Below are 17,773 nucleotides of genomic sequence, written 5' to 3'. Positions count from 1 at the left end.
TTTGTGTGCAAACTAAGTACAAGCAAAAATAAATTATAATGAATAACCAACGCAGAAATATTTAGCTTGATGAATTGCTGATATAACTATTTTGTTTTTGGGTAGTATTTCGGTGTATCGGAAGCACAAGCTAAATATTTAAACTATTGGTTTTGCCAGTTTCATTTGATTTAGAAAGCCTATAGTTTTCAAGCTTGGCAAAATAGAAAAAGGGTATTGGCAGATAGTAGTAATTGGTTTAGAAGGTTATTGAAATAATATAAAAATATATTGGAGGTATACTAAATGGCTACAAATAAGAATTTACCTAAGAGAGAAGAGATTGATTCAAAGTTCAAATGGAAGCTAGAAGATATTTATAGTGACATTTCATTATGGGAAAAGGACTTTAAAAAAGTTAAAGGTATTGCAATTCAAATAGAGGGCTTTAAGGGTAAGCTGGCTGAAAGTCCGCAAATGCTTTTGGACTGCTTAAAAATGTGTGATGAGTTATTATCACTTAATGACAAGGTTTTTGTATATGCTCGAATGAAACGTGATGAGGATAACGGAAACTCAACTTACCAAGCACTTACTGACAGGGCTTCCACCCTTGCTACAGAAGTTTTTGCGGCAATTTCATTTATTGTTCCAGAAATGCTCAATATTCCTGAGGACAAGCTGTTATCCTATGCAAATTCAGATAAGGAACTTTCAGTGTACCTATTTATGATACAGGAAAGCTTGAGACAAAAGGAGCACGTTCTTTCAGAGAAGGAAGAGCAGATTCTTGCGATGTCATCTGAGGTATCTAGTGCTGCTGGAGATGTTTTCACAATGTTCAATAATGCAGATATAAAATTCCCTTACATAAAGGATGAGGAAGGGGAAGAGGTTGAGGTTACAAAGGGACGATATATTGCGTTTCTTGAAAGCAAGGACAGACGCGTTAGAAAGGACGCTTTTGATGTGGTTTACAGCACCTACAGTAAGGTTAAAAATACTTTGGCAACTACCCTTACAGCAAATGTAAAGAAGAATAGATTTTATGCAATGGTTAGAAAGTACCCATCTGCAATTGAAGCCTCCCTTGATAATGATAATGTTTCTGTTAATGTGTATAATAATCTAATCGAAACAATAAATAATAATCTTAATTTGTTGGACAGATATTTGAAATTAAGAAAGAAGGCATTAAAATTAGATGAACTTCACATGTATGACCTATATGTGCCAATGGTTGAAGAATTTGATAAGAAAATACCATATGAGGAGGCTAAAGCAATTATTTTAGAGGCTCTAAAACCGTTAGGCGAAGAATATATTGGATATCTTCAAAAGGGCTTAAATTCAGGTTGGATTGATGTCTATGAAAATGAAGGCAAGACTAGCGGTGCTTATGCATGGGGTTCCTATAAAACGCATCCTTATGTTCTGCTAAACTATCAGAATAAAATTAACGATGTTTTTACGCTGGCACATGAAATGGGACATGCTCTCCATTCCTTTTATACTAATATGACACAGCCATATGTTTATTCGGAATATAAGATATTTGTTGCAGAGGTTGCGTCAACAGTAAATGAATCCTTGTTGATGAGATACCTGCTGCCAAGAGCTGAGAGCAAGCAAGAGAAAGCATATCTTTTGAATCATTACCTAGAAGAATTCAGAGGAACTGTTTTCAGACAGACAATGTTTGCTGAGTTCGAAAAGATAATTCACGAAAAGGTAGAGCAGGGAGAGGCTCTTAATGCTAAAGAACTCTGCGATATGTATTATCAATTAAATAAAAAGTATTTTGGAGAGACAGTAAATGTTGATGAGGATATTTCTATGGAATGGTCAAGAATACCTCACTTCTACAGCAGCTTCTATGTTTATAAATATGCTACAGGCTTCTCCGCGGCTACAGCTATTGCAGAAAAAATACTTACAGAGGGAAAGCCTGCTGTTGACAAGTATATAGAATTTTTGAAAAGCGGTGGTTCAAACTATCCAATCGAGTTGTTAAAAATAGCAGGAGTAGACTTGTCATCACCACAGCCTATTCAGGATGCATTGGCTGTATTTGAAAAAACTCTCGATGAACTGGAAGAAATTTTGGGATAAATTTTAATAATCAGCTTAGGTATAAAAAGTCTATTGGTGTGGTAGTATTCTATTAATAATGCTGCCACACCTGCAATTTTTTGCTGTAAAAGTTGACTTTAATTTAGGCTGAGCACTGTTAGTGATAAATATGTTTTATGAAATATGTTTTATAAAAAAATTATTGTGAGACATAAAATTTAATTATTTCTTTAGTATTTCTTTAAAGAAATATTATAATTAACTTAAATACAACAAATAATTTATATTAAAAATGGAGGATAAATATGAAGGATTCACGTATAGAAACACTTGCTGCAAATTTAATAAATTACTCCTGTGAATTAAAAGCCGGGGAGAAGATACTGATTGAGAATGTAGGTAACGAAATGCCTCTATCGAGGGCGTTAATTCGTGAGGCATATAAAGTTGGTGCTATACCATATTTGACAATTAAAAATCCAGAGCTTGATCGAGTTATTCTTGAACAATGTACAGAGGAACAAATGAAGGACATGGCTCGTTATGAACTAGCTCGTATGAAGGATATGGATGCATATATTGGCATACGTTCTGGTGACAATGTTAGTGAAAAGGCTTCTGTACCAGCTGATAAAATGAAGCTGTATATGTCTCTCTTTTCAAAGCCTGTTCATTCAGAGGAACGTGTAAATAATACAAAATGGTGTGTTATGAGATATCCAACTCATTCAATGGCACAATTGGCAAATATGCCGACAGAATACTTTGAAGATTTCTATTTTGATGTTTGTAATCTAGACTACAAGAAAATGTCAGTTGCTATGGATCCTCTTGTAAAATTAATGGAAGCAACAGATAAGGTTAGAATCACAGGAAAAGGCACAGATTTGAGTTTCTCAATAAAAGGCCTACCAGCAATAAAGTGTGACGGTAAAATGAATATTCCTGATGGAGAGGTATTTACAGCTCCTGTTAAGGAATCAGTAAACGGTGTTATAACATATAACTGTCCTGCTGTTTATCAAGGTGTTACATTTGAAAACATCTGCCTTGAATTTAAAGACGGCAAAATAATCAAGGCAACATCAAATGATACTAAGCGCATTAATGAAATATTTGATACAGATGAGGGTGCTAGATATGTTGGAGAATTTGCAATTGGAGTAAATCCATATATTGAAAATCCAATGAAGGACACATTATTTGACGAGAAAATCAAAGGCAGTTTGCATTTCACACCAGGCAGCTGTTACGACGAATGCCCTAATGGAAATAAGTCCTCTATTCACTGGGATTTGGTATTTATTCAAAGACCTGAATATGGTGGCGGAGAGATATGGTTTGATGATATACTTGTTAGAAAAGACGGCTTATTTGTTTTAGAAGAACTAAAAGGCTTAAATCCTGATAATTTAAAGTAATAAAAATTATATTTGTTTATAGGGGTCCTAAACTGTGGATATTAAAAAGTTGCTTTCAAAAAATTTATGTGTAAAAGTCTTGTTTTTTATAATACCTCTTATTTCTTTGTTTATTATTGAATTTGCAACTAGAGGTGATTTAGCTAGTATTTTTGAATGGATAATAAAGGCACCAATGCAGTTTACTCTTTCATTAGCTTTGCAATATGCTATTTATATAGTTATATTTGCAATTTTTAAGCATGCAGGGGCTACAGCTCTTTTTTATTCAGTTTTGAGTGTACTTATAGCAGCTAGTGTGGGAAGTAAAAGAGAGATACTCGGAGTGCCTTTAATGCCATGGGATATAATGAGCAGCTTAAATGTGGCAGGACTTATGGGAAGCATAAATTTAGCGCAGTTTAATTTTTTGTATAATTGGATTTTTGTATTATCTTTAATAATTTTTATTGCTATTCTTCTTGTAATTTTTATTTATCAAAAGTCAGTATTTAATTTTAGCAAGAAGTCAAGAATAATTGCCTCTATACTAAGCGGAGCAGTAATTGTAGTGGTTTTTGTAACTCTACCTAAGGCTGGTATAGAGGAATCCCCTATAACTATATGCGAAGAAAATGGATATATTCGAGGGTTTATAGTCAATGCACAGCTATGGGCAGAAATGGATGAGGAAAGCACAGAGTTGGCATATAACGATAATTATAAGTATGACTTTACATCTGGAGAGGCGACATCTGATATAAAGCCAAATGTTATTTTTATAATGAGCGAAGCCTTTTGGGATGCAACTTTATTGCCTAATGTGGTTTTTTCTGAAGACCCAATACCAAATTTTCATAAACTACAAAAATCGGCTATCAGCGGTGAGATGGTCTCACCTACATATGGAGGACTAACCTGCAATGTTGAGTTTGAGATACTCACTGGCTTATCCCTAAAGTATTTGCCTTATCAAACAACAGCATATACTACAAGTATAAAAAGAGATATTCCGGCAATGCCATCATACTTTAAAGAACTTGGATATCAAACAATTGGAGTTCATCCATATGAAAAGTCTTTTTTTATGCGTAACACAGTATATCCAATGCTTGGCATAGACAAATTTGTTACACAGTCAGAAATGCCAGATGCCCAAATAAAGGGAGGGTATATTTCTGATGATACCTTTGCGGACTACATTATCTCAGAATATGAGAAGGCTGAAAAACCAGTTTTTATGTATAATATTTCTATGCAAAATCACTGGCCATATACTAATGAAAATTATTACGAAGATAACAAGTTTCAAGTTCAATCTAGTAAAAATCTAGACAATGAAAGTATAACAGCTTTACAGAACTATGCACAGGGGATAAGTGATGCAGACAAGAGCCTAAAGAAAGTAATTGATTATTTTACAAATGTAAAAGAGCCAACTGTAGTAATATTTTTAGGCGATCATTTGCCTGCATTGACAGATCAGCTTGGAGTATATAAGAAACTTGGTTTTATTGATAAATCTGTTAATGACGATGACCTTTTTAAGGGAACTGAAGGCCAAAATATTGAAAATAGAAATATGCTGATAGATAATCAGAAGATATTAAAAACGCCTTATCTAATCTGGTTTAATTACAAAACAGATATTGAAAAAGGGAAAACACTAAGCCCAAATTATATGGGTGCATATGTTTTGTCTAAAATAGGCATGAAGATACCACCATTTTACAATTTTTTGCTGGATTACTCCCAAAAGGTACCTGTAAATAGACATTTCCTTTCAGTCCTTAGTAATGGTACTGCCTATAAGAAAACACCTTCTAAATACAATGATTATGAATATACCTATGAGAAGGTTCAAAAAGACATATTATACGGAGAGCAAGAATATAGGGATTTGTTTTTTGCAAAATAAATACCTACATTTCAAATAATTCCATCAATTCTTGCTGGCTCAATTTATTAATTAATGTTTCGCCAGACTGTATAACTGCATTAACTAGCTGTTTTTTTCTATCCTTTAAATTTAATATCTTCTCCTCTATTGTACCATGTGTAACTAATTTCATTACATGTACGGTTTTGGTTTGTCCTATTCTATAGGCTCTGTCCGTTGCTTGGTCTTCTACTGCGGGATTCCACCATGGGTCATAATGAATGACAGTATCTGCTCCAGTTAGGTTCAAACCTGTTCCGCCAGATTTGAGAGAAAGCAAAAATATCTTACCTTCACCATTGTTAAAGCCTCTCACTAACCGAATTCTTTCCTCAGCTGGAGTTGAGCCATCTAAATAAAGATAATCTATTTGGGACTCAATGAGCCATTCCTTAATAATTGCCAGCATGGAAGTAAACTGGGAAAACAGAAGTATTCTATGACCAGCCATGAGAGCATCTTCTACAACCTCTTTTAGAAGCAAAAGCTTACCGCTGTCGCCTTCATATCCATCTATAAAAAGGGCAGGATGGCAGCACAGCTGTCTAAGTCTTGTAAGTACTGAAAGAATTTTCATTTGGCTTCTTTCAAAGCCTTTTTCCTTTATCTCATTAAATAAATCTCCTTTAGCACGTTCTAAATAAGCTATATAGAGTTTTTTCTGTTCATCTGTAAGCTCCGCCTCTATTACATGTTCTATTTTTTCAGGCAATTCCTTTAGAACATCCTGCTTGAGTCTCCTTAGAATAAAGGGTTTAAGTTGTTTGCTCAAGCTTGATAATGCAGAGGTGTCACCTTTTAAAATAGGCCCTTCGTACTTCTCAACAAATTTAGAATGAGAATGCATATAACCAGGAAGAATAAAATCAAATACAGACCATAGTTCTGTAAGGTTATTTTCCATTGGGGTTCCGGTTAAAGCTAGCTTATGATTTGATATAAGCTGCTTTACTGCCTTCGCTGCTTGGGAGGCTGGATTTTTTATATGCTGAGCCTCATCAAGAATACAGTATCTAAAGGTAAAATTCTTATAACTATCAATATCCCTTCTAATTAGAGCATATGATGTAACAAGTATATCTGAACTAAGTGCTGATTTAATCAGACTTTCTCGTTCAGCTTTACTGCCTACAACAGCTGTAATGGTCAATTCTGGTGCAAATTTATAAACCTCAGAGCACCAATTATAAATCAAAGAAGTAGGGACAACAACAATAGATGTACAGCTGCCGGAAGTCTGCTTCTCATACTGGAGCAAAGTAATTACTTGAAGGGTTTTACCTAAGCCCATATCATCAGCTAAAATTCCCCCAAGCCCATATACGGATAGGGTTTTGAGCCATTTAAAGCCTAGCTTTTGATAGTCTCTTAATGTTCCTTTAATTGCGGATGGTATCTTATATTCTGTTTCTGTCGGTTCTTGTATATCATGAAGCAAAGTTTTCAATGCATTATTGCGTTCAAAAAACTTCATACCGCTTTCTTTAAGCATACTATCTATATAAAGCGCACGATATTTAGGCAGTTGAATGATGTCATTCTGAATATCTGAGTAATTTAAATCAAGATTATCAATTATTTCAGCCATATTCATCAATTCGTTAGAATCTAACGGCAAAAATGCGCCATCCTTTAGTCTATAGTACTTCTTTTTTTGTTTGATGCTATCAAATATAGCTGCTAACTCGTCCTTTTGTACGCTATCAATATTAAAGCTAAACTCAAGAAAATCATTTAAGCTATTAAGCTTTAAACTACCTGAAAATGAAATGGTTTTTCTAAAGCTCATAGCTTTGAAGCTTTCTGAATAAAATACCTGTGAATTTTGCTGTAATTTAGGTATTACATAGTTTACGAAGTCAAATATTTTTTCTTCCTCATCTAGATAAATTCTATTTCCACTCACTTTGAAGTCTGTCTCAGCAAGTATATCAAGAATAATGCTTTCTTCTTCAATATTTCTAATGAGTATTTTGTCAGAAGATGATTGCCCAACAGCAGAGAAGGGATTAATATTCCTTTCTCCATACTTAAATTTTACGTCGGCAGTGATAATATCTTCATACCTATCAAGGTATATTTCGGGCTCAAATTCGTGGCGCTCAACTATTGCTTGCAGTTCCTCATCAATAGAAACTTGACCAATTTTTTCGACAAAAGGCAAGAGTTCAGCAAAAAATCGTTCTTTATCTTGATTCATAAGGGTCAGCTTGTTAAATTTTTGTATAGAAATATACTTAAAAAAGGGTTTAAAATACTCTTGCTGGGTATTTGAAACTTTACAAATAATATCTTTATACAAAAAATACTCATAGTCAGAAGTAACGGAATGTAAAGGATGTTCTGTGTTTATACTAAGTTCAACGGCAGCTCCATTTTTAGTCAGCATAAAATCTATAGGTATATCCTGTTCGACGATATGAACATTCGCCAGTTTCTGCTCATTAATTATGACATTAAATGAAGTGTCTTTTAGTAATTGTAGTACGTGTTTCAGTGCTGCTTCTGACAAGTATATATCTTTATCTTTTAAAATGGACTGATTTTTGATATTTCCAGTCATATAATTAACTAAATTTTCGTTTTGCCAAATTTCTTGAATATAAGAAATTATAGACTTATCGGTTTCTTTAAAATCATGTATTGCAGGATCAAAAGAAAAACCTTTGCCGTAGACTAGTTCTTTATTGTGATTAATACATTCTAGTAGCTCACTTATATTTCTTACGACGTAAAGACGGTCAAAGCCAATTCGCATTGTTAATGTTGCAGAGGGGCCTCGTTTAGTTAAATGAGACTTAGGCTTAAACAACTCCAAGGTAAATTCAAGGTTTACTTTGGACTTAGCTGAGCTGGCTCTTGTTTGAAAAAAATCAAAAATTTCTTTAATAGCTTTTTTCTGATTTGCAGAATTAAAAAAACCTTGCTCATCCTTTTCATTTATAAGAAATAATACCGATATAATATGCTTACAGCAACTATTTGAATCGGAAAAATCACGACAGGTACAAGAGTAATCTTTTAGAAAACCATTTTTATCAAATTGTATCTGTACATTATAAGGGCGAGTTCCTAAAACTGAAGCGTCAAATAAAAACATATCTTCATTGAAGGATACAGAACGTACTCTTTTATTTTTATAATAATCATAGCCCTTATTCATTCTCATAGGCGTTGACAAATAATATATACTATCTTTAGAAATATGAAACATTTGGTACTCCTAATTGTTATATTAAAATGCAATAATAGTACAATTTAGACTATCCTTTTATTATAAACAATTTCCAAAGTAAAGTATATTTTTATTTATAAAAAATTTCTTGACTCGATATAACGAGACAAGAAATTGCCTCAAACTTCTATAAGTGGTGGGTATCAATTTGGCTTCAGGAGAGATACCCCATCTACCTCATTGATAAGCCCACTGATGTAATGATTTTTTCATTCTATAAATTTCATTATGAATCAAAGCGTTATAATGCAATTAAATAATAAAACCAGTAAATAAATGATGTTAGCTATATTTTGAAACAGCGTATATATCCTATATGAATAATATTATGCCAATTTTGCAATGGATGATTGTGATTTAGCCTTTACCGGAAGAGCAATTAAAAACTCTGTTATATCTTCAGTACTATTTATCATAATACTACCCCCTGATTGCTCTATTGCCGAATGAACGATACTTAGCCCAAAGCCTCTCTTTTTGCTTATATTATCTTTTGTTGAATAACCTGCATTAAATATTTTCTTTTTATCAGCATCAGTAATCATAGGCCCATTATTTGAAATTGATATGTAGTAAGTATTTTTATCTACATAAGTTTGGACATTGATAAATTTTTTCTCTTTTTCAATCAAAGAAATTGACTCAAAAGCATTTTCTATAATATTTGAAAAGATTGTGACAGCTACATCTTCAGCGATATCTGCAACCGATAATGGTGTAGCAAAGTCAACAATAATATCTACTCCCTTTTGAATTGCATTATTATACTTTACATTGATTATAGCATCAACATAATCATTTCCAGAACCTATTGTTATATTTCGGGTTTCATTATTATTTGCATAATTATTGATATATGATTTGATTTTTTCATTCAAGTCTGGTTTGTTTAGAGTACATAAGCCATATATAGTATTTAAATGATTTTTGTACTCATGTCGTTCTTTTGCCACCATTTCGTTAAATGCAATTAACTGCTTTACATTTTCCTTTTCTAACTTACTGGCAAATTCAAGCATTTCAAGATTTGAAAATTCTCGGAACATTATAATAACTGAAAATATAAGGATTGCATAGACGATAAATGAAAATATGTTGAAAAATTGTAGTTTTTCAGGGTCGCCAGATATATAAATATTTAACCCTATTAATATAATTAGCGCGGAAGAAATAAGTGTTAATATTGGTGCAAACTTTGAACGATGATAATCCTTGTCAATAAGTAAATCAATACTTTTATTACTTTTGTATAAAATAAATACTAAAAGAGATTCAATGAATTTAGCAAAAATACTACATATGAAAATCAATTTCTTATCTAAAACCAAAGCATCCATTGGAAATTTCAATATAATTACACAGAATATAACAATAAATAATTCAACAAAGGATAAACCAATAACAGCTAGAAAATGTTTCAATAAGCTTTTAAAAAATGAACCATTAAATATATAATTTAAAATTACTATCGTGAGAATAACTACAGGAAATGTCTGTAATCCTACTGGTAATATCAAGCTCAAACTATATGAATATATGGTGGCGACTACTATAAATATAATTACCTTATTTAAATGCTTGAATAGAAAATCTCTACGATCTGAAAAGGACATAAAAGCTACTATTAACAAAAGGTTTTCTAGCGCAGTAAAAAAAAAGTTACTAACCTCGTACACTTTAACACTCCTCATAATTCAAAATAACATAAAAAAACCATAAATACTATATACTTACTGTACATGTATTTATGATTTTTTTCAAGTATTATATAGATTTTTTGAAAAATTTATTCCTTTGGCTCAAAGAAGTATAATGTTTTAGTAGCACCTAAGGCTAGTTTATTAATTAGTAAAGAACCCTTTCCGATTGATTTTAACAATTGTTTTTTCAATAGAAGCCCTCCTTTACAAGTAATTAACATAATAATATCAAATTCTACAAATTAAGTCAATTCTTTCTATCAAAAAAAAGCGAATATAACAATTATAGAAAAAATTATAAGAAATTATAATATTTTATGAAGGAATTATTCTAAATATAATAATACAAGGTGAATTAATTAATGAATATGAGATCAAAAAAAATACATATACCATTAAGGCACATGTATTTTTTGATTCTAATAGTCAAAATATATTAAATTGACTTTTGTTCATAGAAAAATAAGGTTTTTGCTGCACCAGCAACAAGTCCTGACATTAGTATAGAACTAATACCAATTAGTTTTAATAAACTTCTTTTCACTTTGAAATCCACCTTTCTAAACTTATTAGCAAACCTAATAATGACTTATATAACACAATTTGTCAATACCTTTTTTGAAAATTAATAAATACCATATATTTACAAATGGTGATAAGTTGCTATTTTAAGTAAGTTAAGGCGATAAATATTAGAAAAAAATTTTGAAAAAATTTTTTTACAGAATAAAAATGACTTAATATATCATGTAAATTCATAAGAGTCAATCGCTCATTTAAGCAATATCCATTCTATAAATTCTGATTATTGATTAGTCCATCTTTTGACATAGAACCTAAAAAACCAAAGTACATGTATCATTATGCACATGTAAGCCACCTTTCATATTTATTTACAAGCATAATAATGACTTATATAGCACAATTTGTCAATATGTTTTTCAAAAATTCTTCTATTAATTCCATATAATTACAAATAATGCTGATGTGCAGAATTAAAGGCGATAGATATTAGAAAAATAATATGAAAATTTTTTTACAGAGTAAAAGGAATTTAAAAGTTTTACGCATACTATATATGTTTGAGAGATAATTACCTGTTTAATGTTATTAGTCATAATTTAACTTCAGTTAGTGCTCTTACACTAACTATTGACATATAACCTAAAAATCAAAACTACATGCACAAATAGGCACATGTAGTTTTAATCAAAATAAAATTAATATGATTTTGGTTCAAAAAATCCAATTGTTTTAGTAGCACCAGCAGCTACTCCTGCCATAAGTATAGAACATAAACCAATTAGTTTTAATAAATTCTTTTTTATCTAAATCGCACCTTTCTTATTATGTATTTAATACATATAATGCATTAAATAGAATATAATGTCAATAGTATTTATAAAATTTTTACAAATTATAATATATACTATAATTTAACGATATTTTTAACGAAAATAGCTATCACTAATAGATACATATAAATTAAGAAAAACATTTTTTACCTGTCATACATTCACAGCTGAATCATTATTGATTCTATTGTTAAATTGATTTTTTACCAATTGATATAATGCAAGTATATAAACTTGAAGTATGCTTACTAATAAAATCTGGCTATCAAATAAAAAATAATCTAGAATTAGTGCTAAAATTGTCAATAAAACAGTTAGTGCTTTACTTGTGGTTTTCTTTTCTTCGACTTTTTTTGTACGAACGGGTGCAATAATTAATCCAACTATAGGCAGTAAAATTATTAATATTATATTTAGGGTATCTGGTATTATATTTAATTTACCAACAAATATACTTATTGCAATAGTTGCAAGTGATATAAATATACAAAGAAACTCATTTTTTGCATGATAGCCTGCTAAGAAGGGCCGTAACATTAAAATACCAATAAAAGCGATAAAACATTCTTTAGTTAATGAAAAGCAGAAAAAAATTAAGAATATTAAAATAAATTTATACAAATCTGAAAGGATACATACCAAACCATGGCGAATCCGTTTCTCTTCTTGCTCCGAATAGTCTTGATTTTTTACTACTGTATCTGCTAACTTATTTGCAAGCTTTCTGTAAAATGTAATTTCCAAAACAAAGTCCCCCTATATTATTTCTATCTACACCATTTTATCATAATAAACCAAAAATACCTATATATAACGAAAATAATTGTCTAAATACATAAATTACAGAGACATCTATTTAAGATATATTTATGGTGGAAATAATAAATAGAACCATAAAAAAGTCTGAAAACCCCATGAGAATTAATATTCTCAGTGGCTTTCAGACTTGATTATTAAAAATTAGCTTTTACTTTGCAACAATGTTAACTAGACGGCCTTTAACAACAATAACTTTTTTAATTTCCTTGCCTTCTAAAAATTGCTTTATTTTATCATCTGCTAAAGCTGCAGCTTCTGCTTCGCTATTATCAGCATTGGCAGATATATCGATTTTTCCTCTTACAGTTCCGTTTATTTGAACTGCAATTTCAATAGTGTCTTTAGTCAATGCCTTATCATCGTATTGTGGCCAAGGCTGGTTGAATATTGAATACTCATAGCCCAGTAGTTCCCATTGCTCTTCTGCAAAATGAGGAGCAAAAGGAGAAACTAATTTAACAAGGTCAGAGATAGTATCCTCAAAGAGTTTGATGTTTTTAACCTTAACCTCTGCATCATATTTGTACAGTGCATTAACAAGTTCCATACAGCGAGAAATAGAAGTATTAAACTGGAATCTCTCTGTATCCTGTGTTGCATTTTTTATTGCAAAATGACGAGCATAGTTTAATTCCTTGTCGTCCTTATCCATATCAGTTCTAGATGTTTTTTGCTTTTGCTCTGCAAGACTTTCTACCAATCTCTCTATTCTGCCAACAAATCTTGATATTGCCTTGAGACCATCGTCACTCCATGGACCACCATCAACATAATTAAATCCAAATCCAAGATACATTCTGAATATATCTGAACCATATTTACGTACATATTCATCTGGTGAAATTGTGTTGCCCTTTGACTTACTCATTTTGTTTCCATCTGAACCAAGGATTGTACCCTGATGAACTAAAGATAAGAATGGTTCGTCAAAATTAACATAACCGAGATCACGCAGTGCTTTTGTTATAAAACGAGCATAAAGCAAATGCATCGCTGCGTGCTCAGCACCACCGACATATTTATCTACAGGTAAAATCTTATTAATCCATTCTGTATCAAAAGGTTTGTCACTGTTCTTATTGTCTGGGTATCTTAAGTAATACCAAGATGAGCATACGAAGGTATCTAGTGTATCAGCATCTCTTTTTGCAGGGCCGCCGCACTTTGGACAAACTGTATTTATAAATTCGTCACACTTCTTTAGTGGTGATTCTCCATCTGGCTTAAACTCAACATTATATGGAAGCATAACTGGTAAATCCTTTTCAGGAACAGCAACTTCACCACAGTGTTCACAATAAATTACTGGTATTGGAGCACCCCAGTATCTTTGCCTGGATACCAGCCAATCTCTAAGGCGGTAATTAATTTTTAAGCTACCCTTTTTGTCTGCTTCCAGCTTTTTAACAATACCGATTCTAGCATCATCAGATGATACACCGTCAAATTCTGCACTATTTACAAGTAAACCATATTCACAGAAGGGTAAATCATCATTAGTTCCATCAGCACTCTTGATTACTCTCTTTATTGGGAGACTATATTTTGTGGCAAAGTCAAAGTCTCTTTCATCGTGAGCAGGAACAGCCATTACACAACCTGTACCGTAGCTTGCCAATACATAATCAGCAATCCATATTGGCACTTTTTCACCTGTTATTGGGTGAACAGCATAAGCCCCTGTAAAGGCTCCAGTTTTTTCTTTAGTTGTTGAGAGTCTTTCAATATCAGTTTGTTTCTTGGTATCTTCGATATATTTTTCAATTGCTGCTCTGTTTTCAGCAGTAGTAATTTTATCTACAAGTGGATTTTCTGGAGCCAGAACCACATATGTTACACCATAAAGGGTATCGGCTCTTGTTGTAAACACCTTGAAGCTTAACTCTTGGTCAGCTACTTGGAATTCAATTTCTGCACCTTCTGAGCGTCCAATCCAGTTTGTTTGAATCTTTTTAGTTTTTTCAGGCCAATCAAGAATATCCAGCTTGTCAATAAGTTCCTGAGCATAAGCTGTAATCTTGAAGAACCATTGTGTAAGGTCACGTTTAGTTACTTCACTTTCACATCTTTCACAGGTACCATTGATAACCTGCTCGTTTGCAAGAACTGTATTACATTTTGGACACCAGTTTACAGGCGCATTTTTTCTGTAAGCCAGTCCAGCTTTATATAATTGCAGGAACAGCCATTGTGTCCATTTATAGTAGTCTGGCATACAAGTTTTTATCTCATAATCCCAATCAAAGGTTGCGCCTAATTCTTTTAGCTGCTGTTCCATTGTCTCAATGTTTTTAAGCGTTGAATCTTCAGGATGAATACCTGTTTTAATTGCATAGTTTTCAGCTGGCAATCCAAAAGCATCAAAACCCATTGGATGGAAGACTTCATAACCTTGCATTCTCTTCATTCTTGCCCATGAATCAGTTAAACTGTAATTATACCAGTGACCAACGTGCAGGTTTGCTCCTGATGGGTATGAGAACATTTCAAGGCAGTATAGCTTTTTGTCAATATTATCAGGATTAAATTTGTAAATCTCAGTATCTGCCCACTTTTTTTGCCACTTTCTATCTATATCTGCTGAGTATGGCATTTAATCAACTCCTTTTAAAATAATTATATCCAGTTTTTATATAAAAACATAAAACCCGCCTCTAAAAAAAGAGACGGGATAATCCGCGGTACCACTCTTGTTAGCTTTAATAGCTCACTCTAGTCCTTTAACGCAGGAAGATCGGCTGATTTTGTCAGCAGCTCCACGGCGAGTTCAAAGGCTGTTGTCTACTGCAATTTCACCAAATTTGCAGTTCTCTGTCAGGGAAAAATAACATGCTCAATATAGGGCATTTCCACAAGACTCAATTTCCTTTTACTAATCCGTCTCATAGCTTAATATTTTATTTTATAAGCTGAACAATAAATTTCACAAAGAATTTAACTCTAAAAGTTGATTTATTAACTAAATCTATACTAGATTATCATATATATAATATTTTTTCAATGCTTTAAACACCTGTTTATTTGCATTTTAAATATATGTCGAGTTGGTTTGTGTCTTTGAAATTCTTATTGATAATTTCTTGTTTATACAAAAATAAGTACTTATTAAAATTTGCTGTAGCTCTACAATAAGAAAACTTATCTGTTTTTACTTTAACCACACTTAAATATTAAACTCTATAAAGTTCACGATTGTATCATGGAACAAATCAAAAAGAGTGCTGGCAAATGGTAAAACGCATAGATTATCGGCAGTTAGGCTAAAAAGTAAGACCACGAATGATTGGCGGATACTTTGGGAGCGGAATTGGTTTTATTGACGAAATGAAAGGAGTTTGTATGTCAAATGCACCAATGGACGAGTGAATGACATTCAATAACGAGTGGTTTGACGATTTTATCTAGCAACACCCGCCACACCTTTAAAAATGTGCGCGTTCGTGGAGGATTATTTTTGATACAAGCTATTAATATTTGAGCAGGAATAAAAACATAGCTTGTTGACTTTGTCTAAATGGGATGAAACCCAGTATTTTAAACATTTATGCGGAATTAGAAGTTATATATTTTCAGTTAACATAAAAATAACTAATATATGAACTTCTGTCCTATTATTTACATAAAATAAATTACGACATAATTATGGGGAGAAAAGGATGATGGGAATGATAAGTACTTTTTAAAGGAGGTGCCGAAACCATGTCATACTAATTTGCTTCTAAAGTGTGGAATTGCATTTTAATTTCTGCATTTATCACTATGGAGTGAAGCTTATTTTAAAGAGCAGTTGCAGTTTATTATCTATTTAACTGACTAAAGTCAATTATGGTTAAAGCTTTCGCTACGGTATTTATAGTGTCTTTTTAGGCGTTAGGCGAATTAAGCTTTGAACTATTTTAAGTGAAGCTTGAGTTTGCTTTATAACTAGTTCGAAAAACAACTTTGTACGAACATGATGCTTTTCAAGTGATAAGAAACAACAAGCTGGTTTTGTCCGTGTTGGTGAGAGCAGCTTTAAACCCAAACACTATCAACAGATATTTTAGGATATATAAGTAAAAGTAGTTGACTTTTTAAAGCAATATTTTATGACATGGGAAGAGAATGGATAAATTCATAGTTATAATGGCAGGTGGATCTGGCACTAGATTGTGGCCCCTATCCAGAGAAGTTAAGCCAAAGCAGTTTATTAATATTGATAATGGGAATTGCATGCTGGTACGAACTATTGAGCGTGTACTCGAAATTGTACCTGCAGAAAGATGCTTTATTGTAACCAATAAGATACTTGCAAACATTACGCAAAATACTATTAAGGGTTTAGTACCTTTATCAAATATACTAATAGAGCCTGAAAAGAAGAATACTGCCGCATGTATCTCTTATGCTACTTTACTTTTAAAGGAAAGATATGGTGAGGGCATATTATGCTTTGTACCAGCAGATGGTTACGTTAAAGACAATAAAGCATATAAAGATGCAATAGAACGTGCATTTGACGCTGCTGAAAAGACAGATGATTTAGTTATAATAGGCATCACGCCCACTTATCCAGCAACAGGTTATGGTTATATTCAAACAGATAATAGCGAAGATTCTAAAAAAATAATGAGGGTAATGAAATTTATTGAAAAGCCTGATTTAGAAACTGCAAAAAAACTTATCTCAACAGGTGAATATTTATGGAACGGTGGTATTTTAGTGGGAAGCATGGATGCAATAATAAAAAACATAATGGAATTTCTACCCGACCACTATAACAGGTTAACTGAAGCTATTACTCATGTAAATGAGGGGAACGGTAACACATATATTGAAAATGCATATAATGAAATAAAAAATATATCTTTTGATAATGGAGTTCTTGAAAATAGCAAAGACGTTTATGTTGTAAAGGGTTCTTTCGACTGGGATGATATAGGTTCAATTGAAGCTTTATCAAAAACGATGGAGTTTGACGATGCTGGAAATGCTATAAGAGGTAAACATTTAGGGGTAGAAACATGTAATTCAGTAGTAGTTGGCGAAGATAAGCTTATTGCAACGATGGGAATAGATAGTCTGATAATCATTAGCACTCCAGATGTAGTACTTGTCTGCCCCAAAAATAAAGCACAGGATATAAAGACAATTGTTGACATTCTAAAATGTAATGGATATAAAAACCTTTTATAACTAGGCAAGAAATAGTCTATCGGTGTGGGAGACTTATTAATGGTTTGTTGGCAGGGGACATCAACTAACTGATGCAATTTTCTAAAATGACCATTAAA

The 17,773-nt window shown here is 32.2% G+C and carries 8 protein-coding genes and 1 other annotated feature; of the genes, 4 read left to right on the top strand and 4 right to left on the bottom strand.

Annotated features, from left to right (window positions below; all coding sequences use genetic code 11):
- Nucleotides 1-285: 285 nt before the first annotated feature.
- The 3 genes from pepF (at nucleotide 286) to EHE19_RS19065 (ending at nucleotide 5,370) form a co-directional block, all read left to right on the top strand.
- The gene (gene pepF / locus EHE19_RS19075; protein WP_137698736.1) at nucleotides 286-2,091 is read left to right on the top strand and encodes an oligoendopeptidase F; all 1,806 of its coding nucleotides are present in this window, start codon (nucleotides 286-288) and stop codon (nucleotides 2,089-2,091) included.
- Nucleotides 2,092-2,357: 266 nt separating this feature from the next.
- Nucleotides 2,358-3,473 carry an aminopeptidase gene (locus EHE19_RS19070; protein WP_137698735.1) on the top strand — a complete coding sequence of 372 codons (1,116 nt, stop codon included), beginning with the start codon at nucleotides 2,358-2,360 and terminating at the stop codon, nucleotides 3,471-3,473.
- A gap of 34 nt (nucleotides 3,474-3,507) precedes the next feature.
- Complete coding sequence (locus EHE19_RS19065; RefSeq protein ID WP_137698734.1) at nucleotides 3,508-5,370, top strand: sulfatase-like hydrolase/transferase; 1,863 nt, start codon at nucleotides 3,508-3,510, stop codon at nucleotides 5,368-5,370.
- Nucleotides 5,371-5,374: 4 nt separating this feature from the next.
- Here the strand turns inward: EHE19_RS19065 and EHE19_RS19060 are convergent, their stop codons facing one another.
- From EHE19_RS19060 to leuS, 4 genes are all read right to left on the bottom strand, one after another.
- The gene (locus EHE19_RS19060) at nucleotides 5,375-8,605 is read right to left on the bottom strand and encodes a DEAD/DEAH box helicase (protein ID WP_137698733.1); all 3,231 of its coding nucleotides are present in this window, start codon (nucleotides 8,603-8,605) and stop codon (nucleotides 5,375-5,377) included.
- 347 nt (nucleotides 8,606-8,952) lie between these two features.
- The gene (locus tag EHE19_RS19055; protein ID WP_244648291.1) at nucleotides 8,953-10,302 is read right to left on the bottom strand and encodes a sensor histidine kinase; all 1,350 of its coding nucleotides are present in this window, start codon (nucleotides 10,300-10,302) and stop codon (nucleotides 8,953-8,955) included.
- Between the two features lie 1,532 nt (nucleotides 10,303-11,834).
- On the bottom strand, nucleotides 11,835-12,425 hold the full coding sequence (locus tag EHE19_RS19050; RefSeq protein WP_137698731.1) for an accessory gene regulator B family protein: 591 nt from the start codon (nucleotides 12,423-12,425) through the stop codon (nucleotides 11,835-11,837).
- 223 nt (nucleotides 12,426-12,648) lie between these two features.
- Nucleotides 12,649-15,093 (bottom strand): leucine--tRNA ligase, encoded by a 2,445-nt coding sequence (gene leuS, locus EHE19_RS19045; RefSeq protein WP_137698730.1) that lies wholly within the window; start codon nucleotides 15,091-15,093, stop codon nucleotides 12,649-12,651.
- A 66-nt stretch (nucleotides 15,094-15,159) separates the two neighbouring features.
- Nucleotides 15,160-15,395: a binding site (T-box leader), on the bottom strand.
- Nucleotides 15,396-16,604: 1,209 nt separating this feature from the next.
- Between leuS and EHE19_RS19040 the strand changes: the two genes are divergently transcribed.
- Nucleotides 16,605-17,675, top strand: a complete 1,071-nt coding sequence (locus EHE19_RS19040) for a mannose-1-phosphate guanylyltransferase (RefSeq protein ID WP_137698729.1) — start codon at nucleotides 16,605-16,607, stop codon at nucleotides 17,673-17,675.
- Nucleotides 17,676-17,773 lie beyond the last annotated feature (98 nt).

This window comes from Ruminiclostridium herbifermentans (assembly GCF_005473905.2).
GTDB lineage: Bacteria > Bacillota > Clostridia > Acetivibrionales > DSM-1351 > Ruminiclostridium > Ruminiclostridium herbifermentans.
The sequence above is the reverse complement of the archived record's forward strand: the minus strand, read 5'-3'. Positions and strand labels throughout refer to the sequence as shown.

Bases quoted from the DNA above. Each gene is read 5' to 3' on its own strand.
- pepF (WP_137698736.1), top strand. From the start codon at position 286: ATGGCTACAAATAAGAATTTACCTAAGAGAGAAGAGATTGATTCAAAG.
- EHE19_RS19070 (WP_137698735.1), top strand. From the start codon at position 2,358: ATGAAGGATTCACGTATAGAAACACTTGCTGCAAATTTAATAAATTAC.
- EHE19_RS19060 (WP_137698733.1), bottom strand. From the start codon at position 8,605: ATGTTTCATATTTCTAAAGATAGTATATATTATTTGTCAACGCCTATG.
- leuS (WP_137698730.1), bottom strand. From the start codon at position 15,093: ATGCCATACTCAGCAGATATAGATAGAAAGTGGCAAAAAAAGTGGGCA.
- EHE19_RS19040 (WP_137698729.1), top strand. From the start codon at position 16,605: ATGGATAAATTCATAGTTATAATGGCAGGTGGATCTGGCACTAGATTG.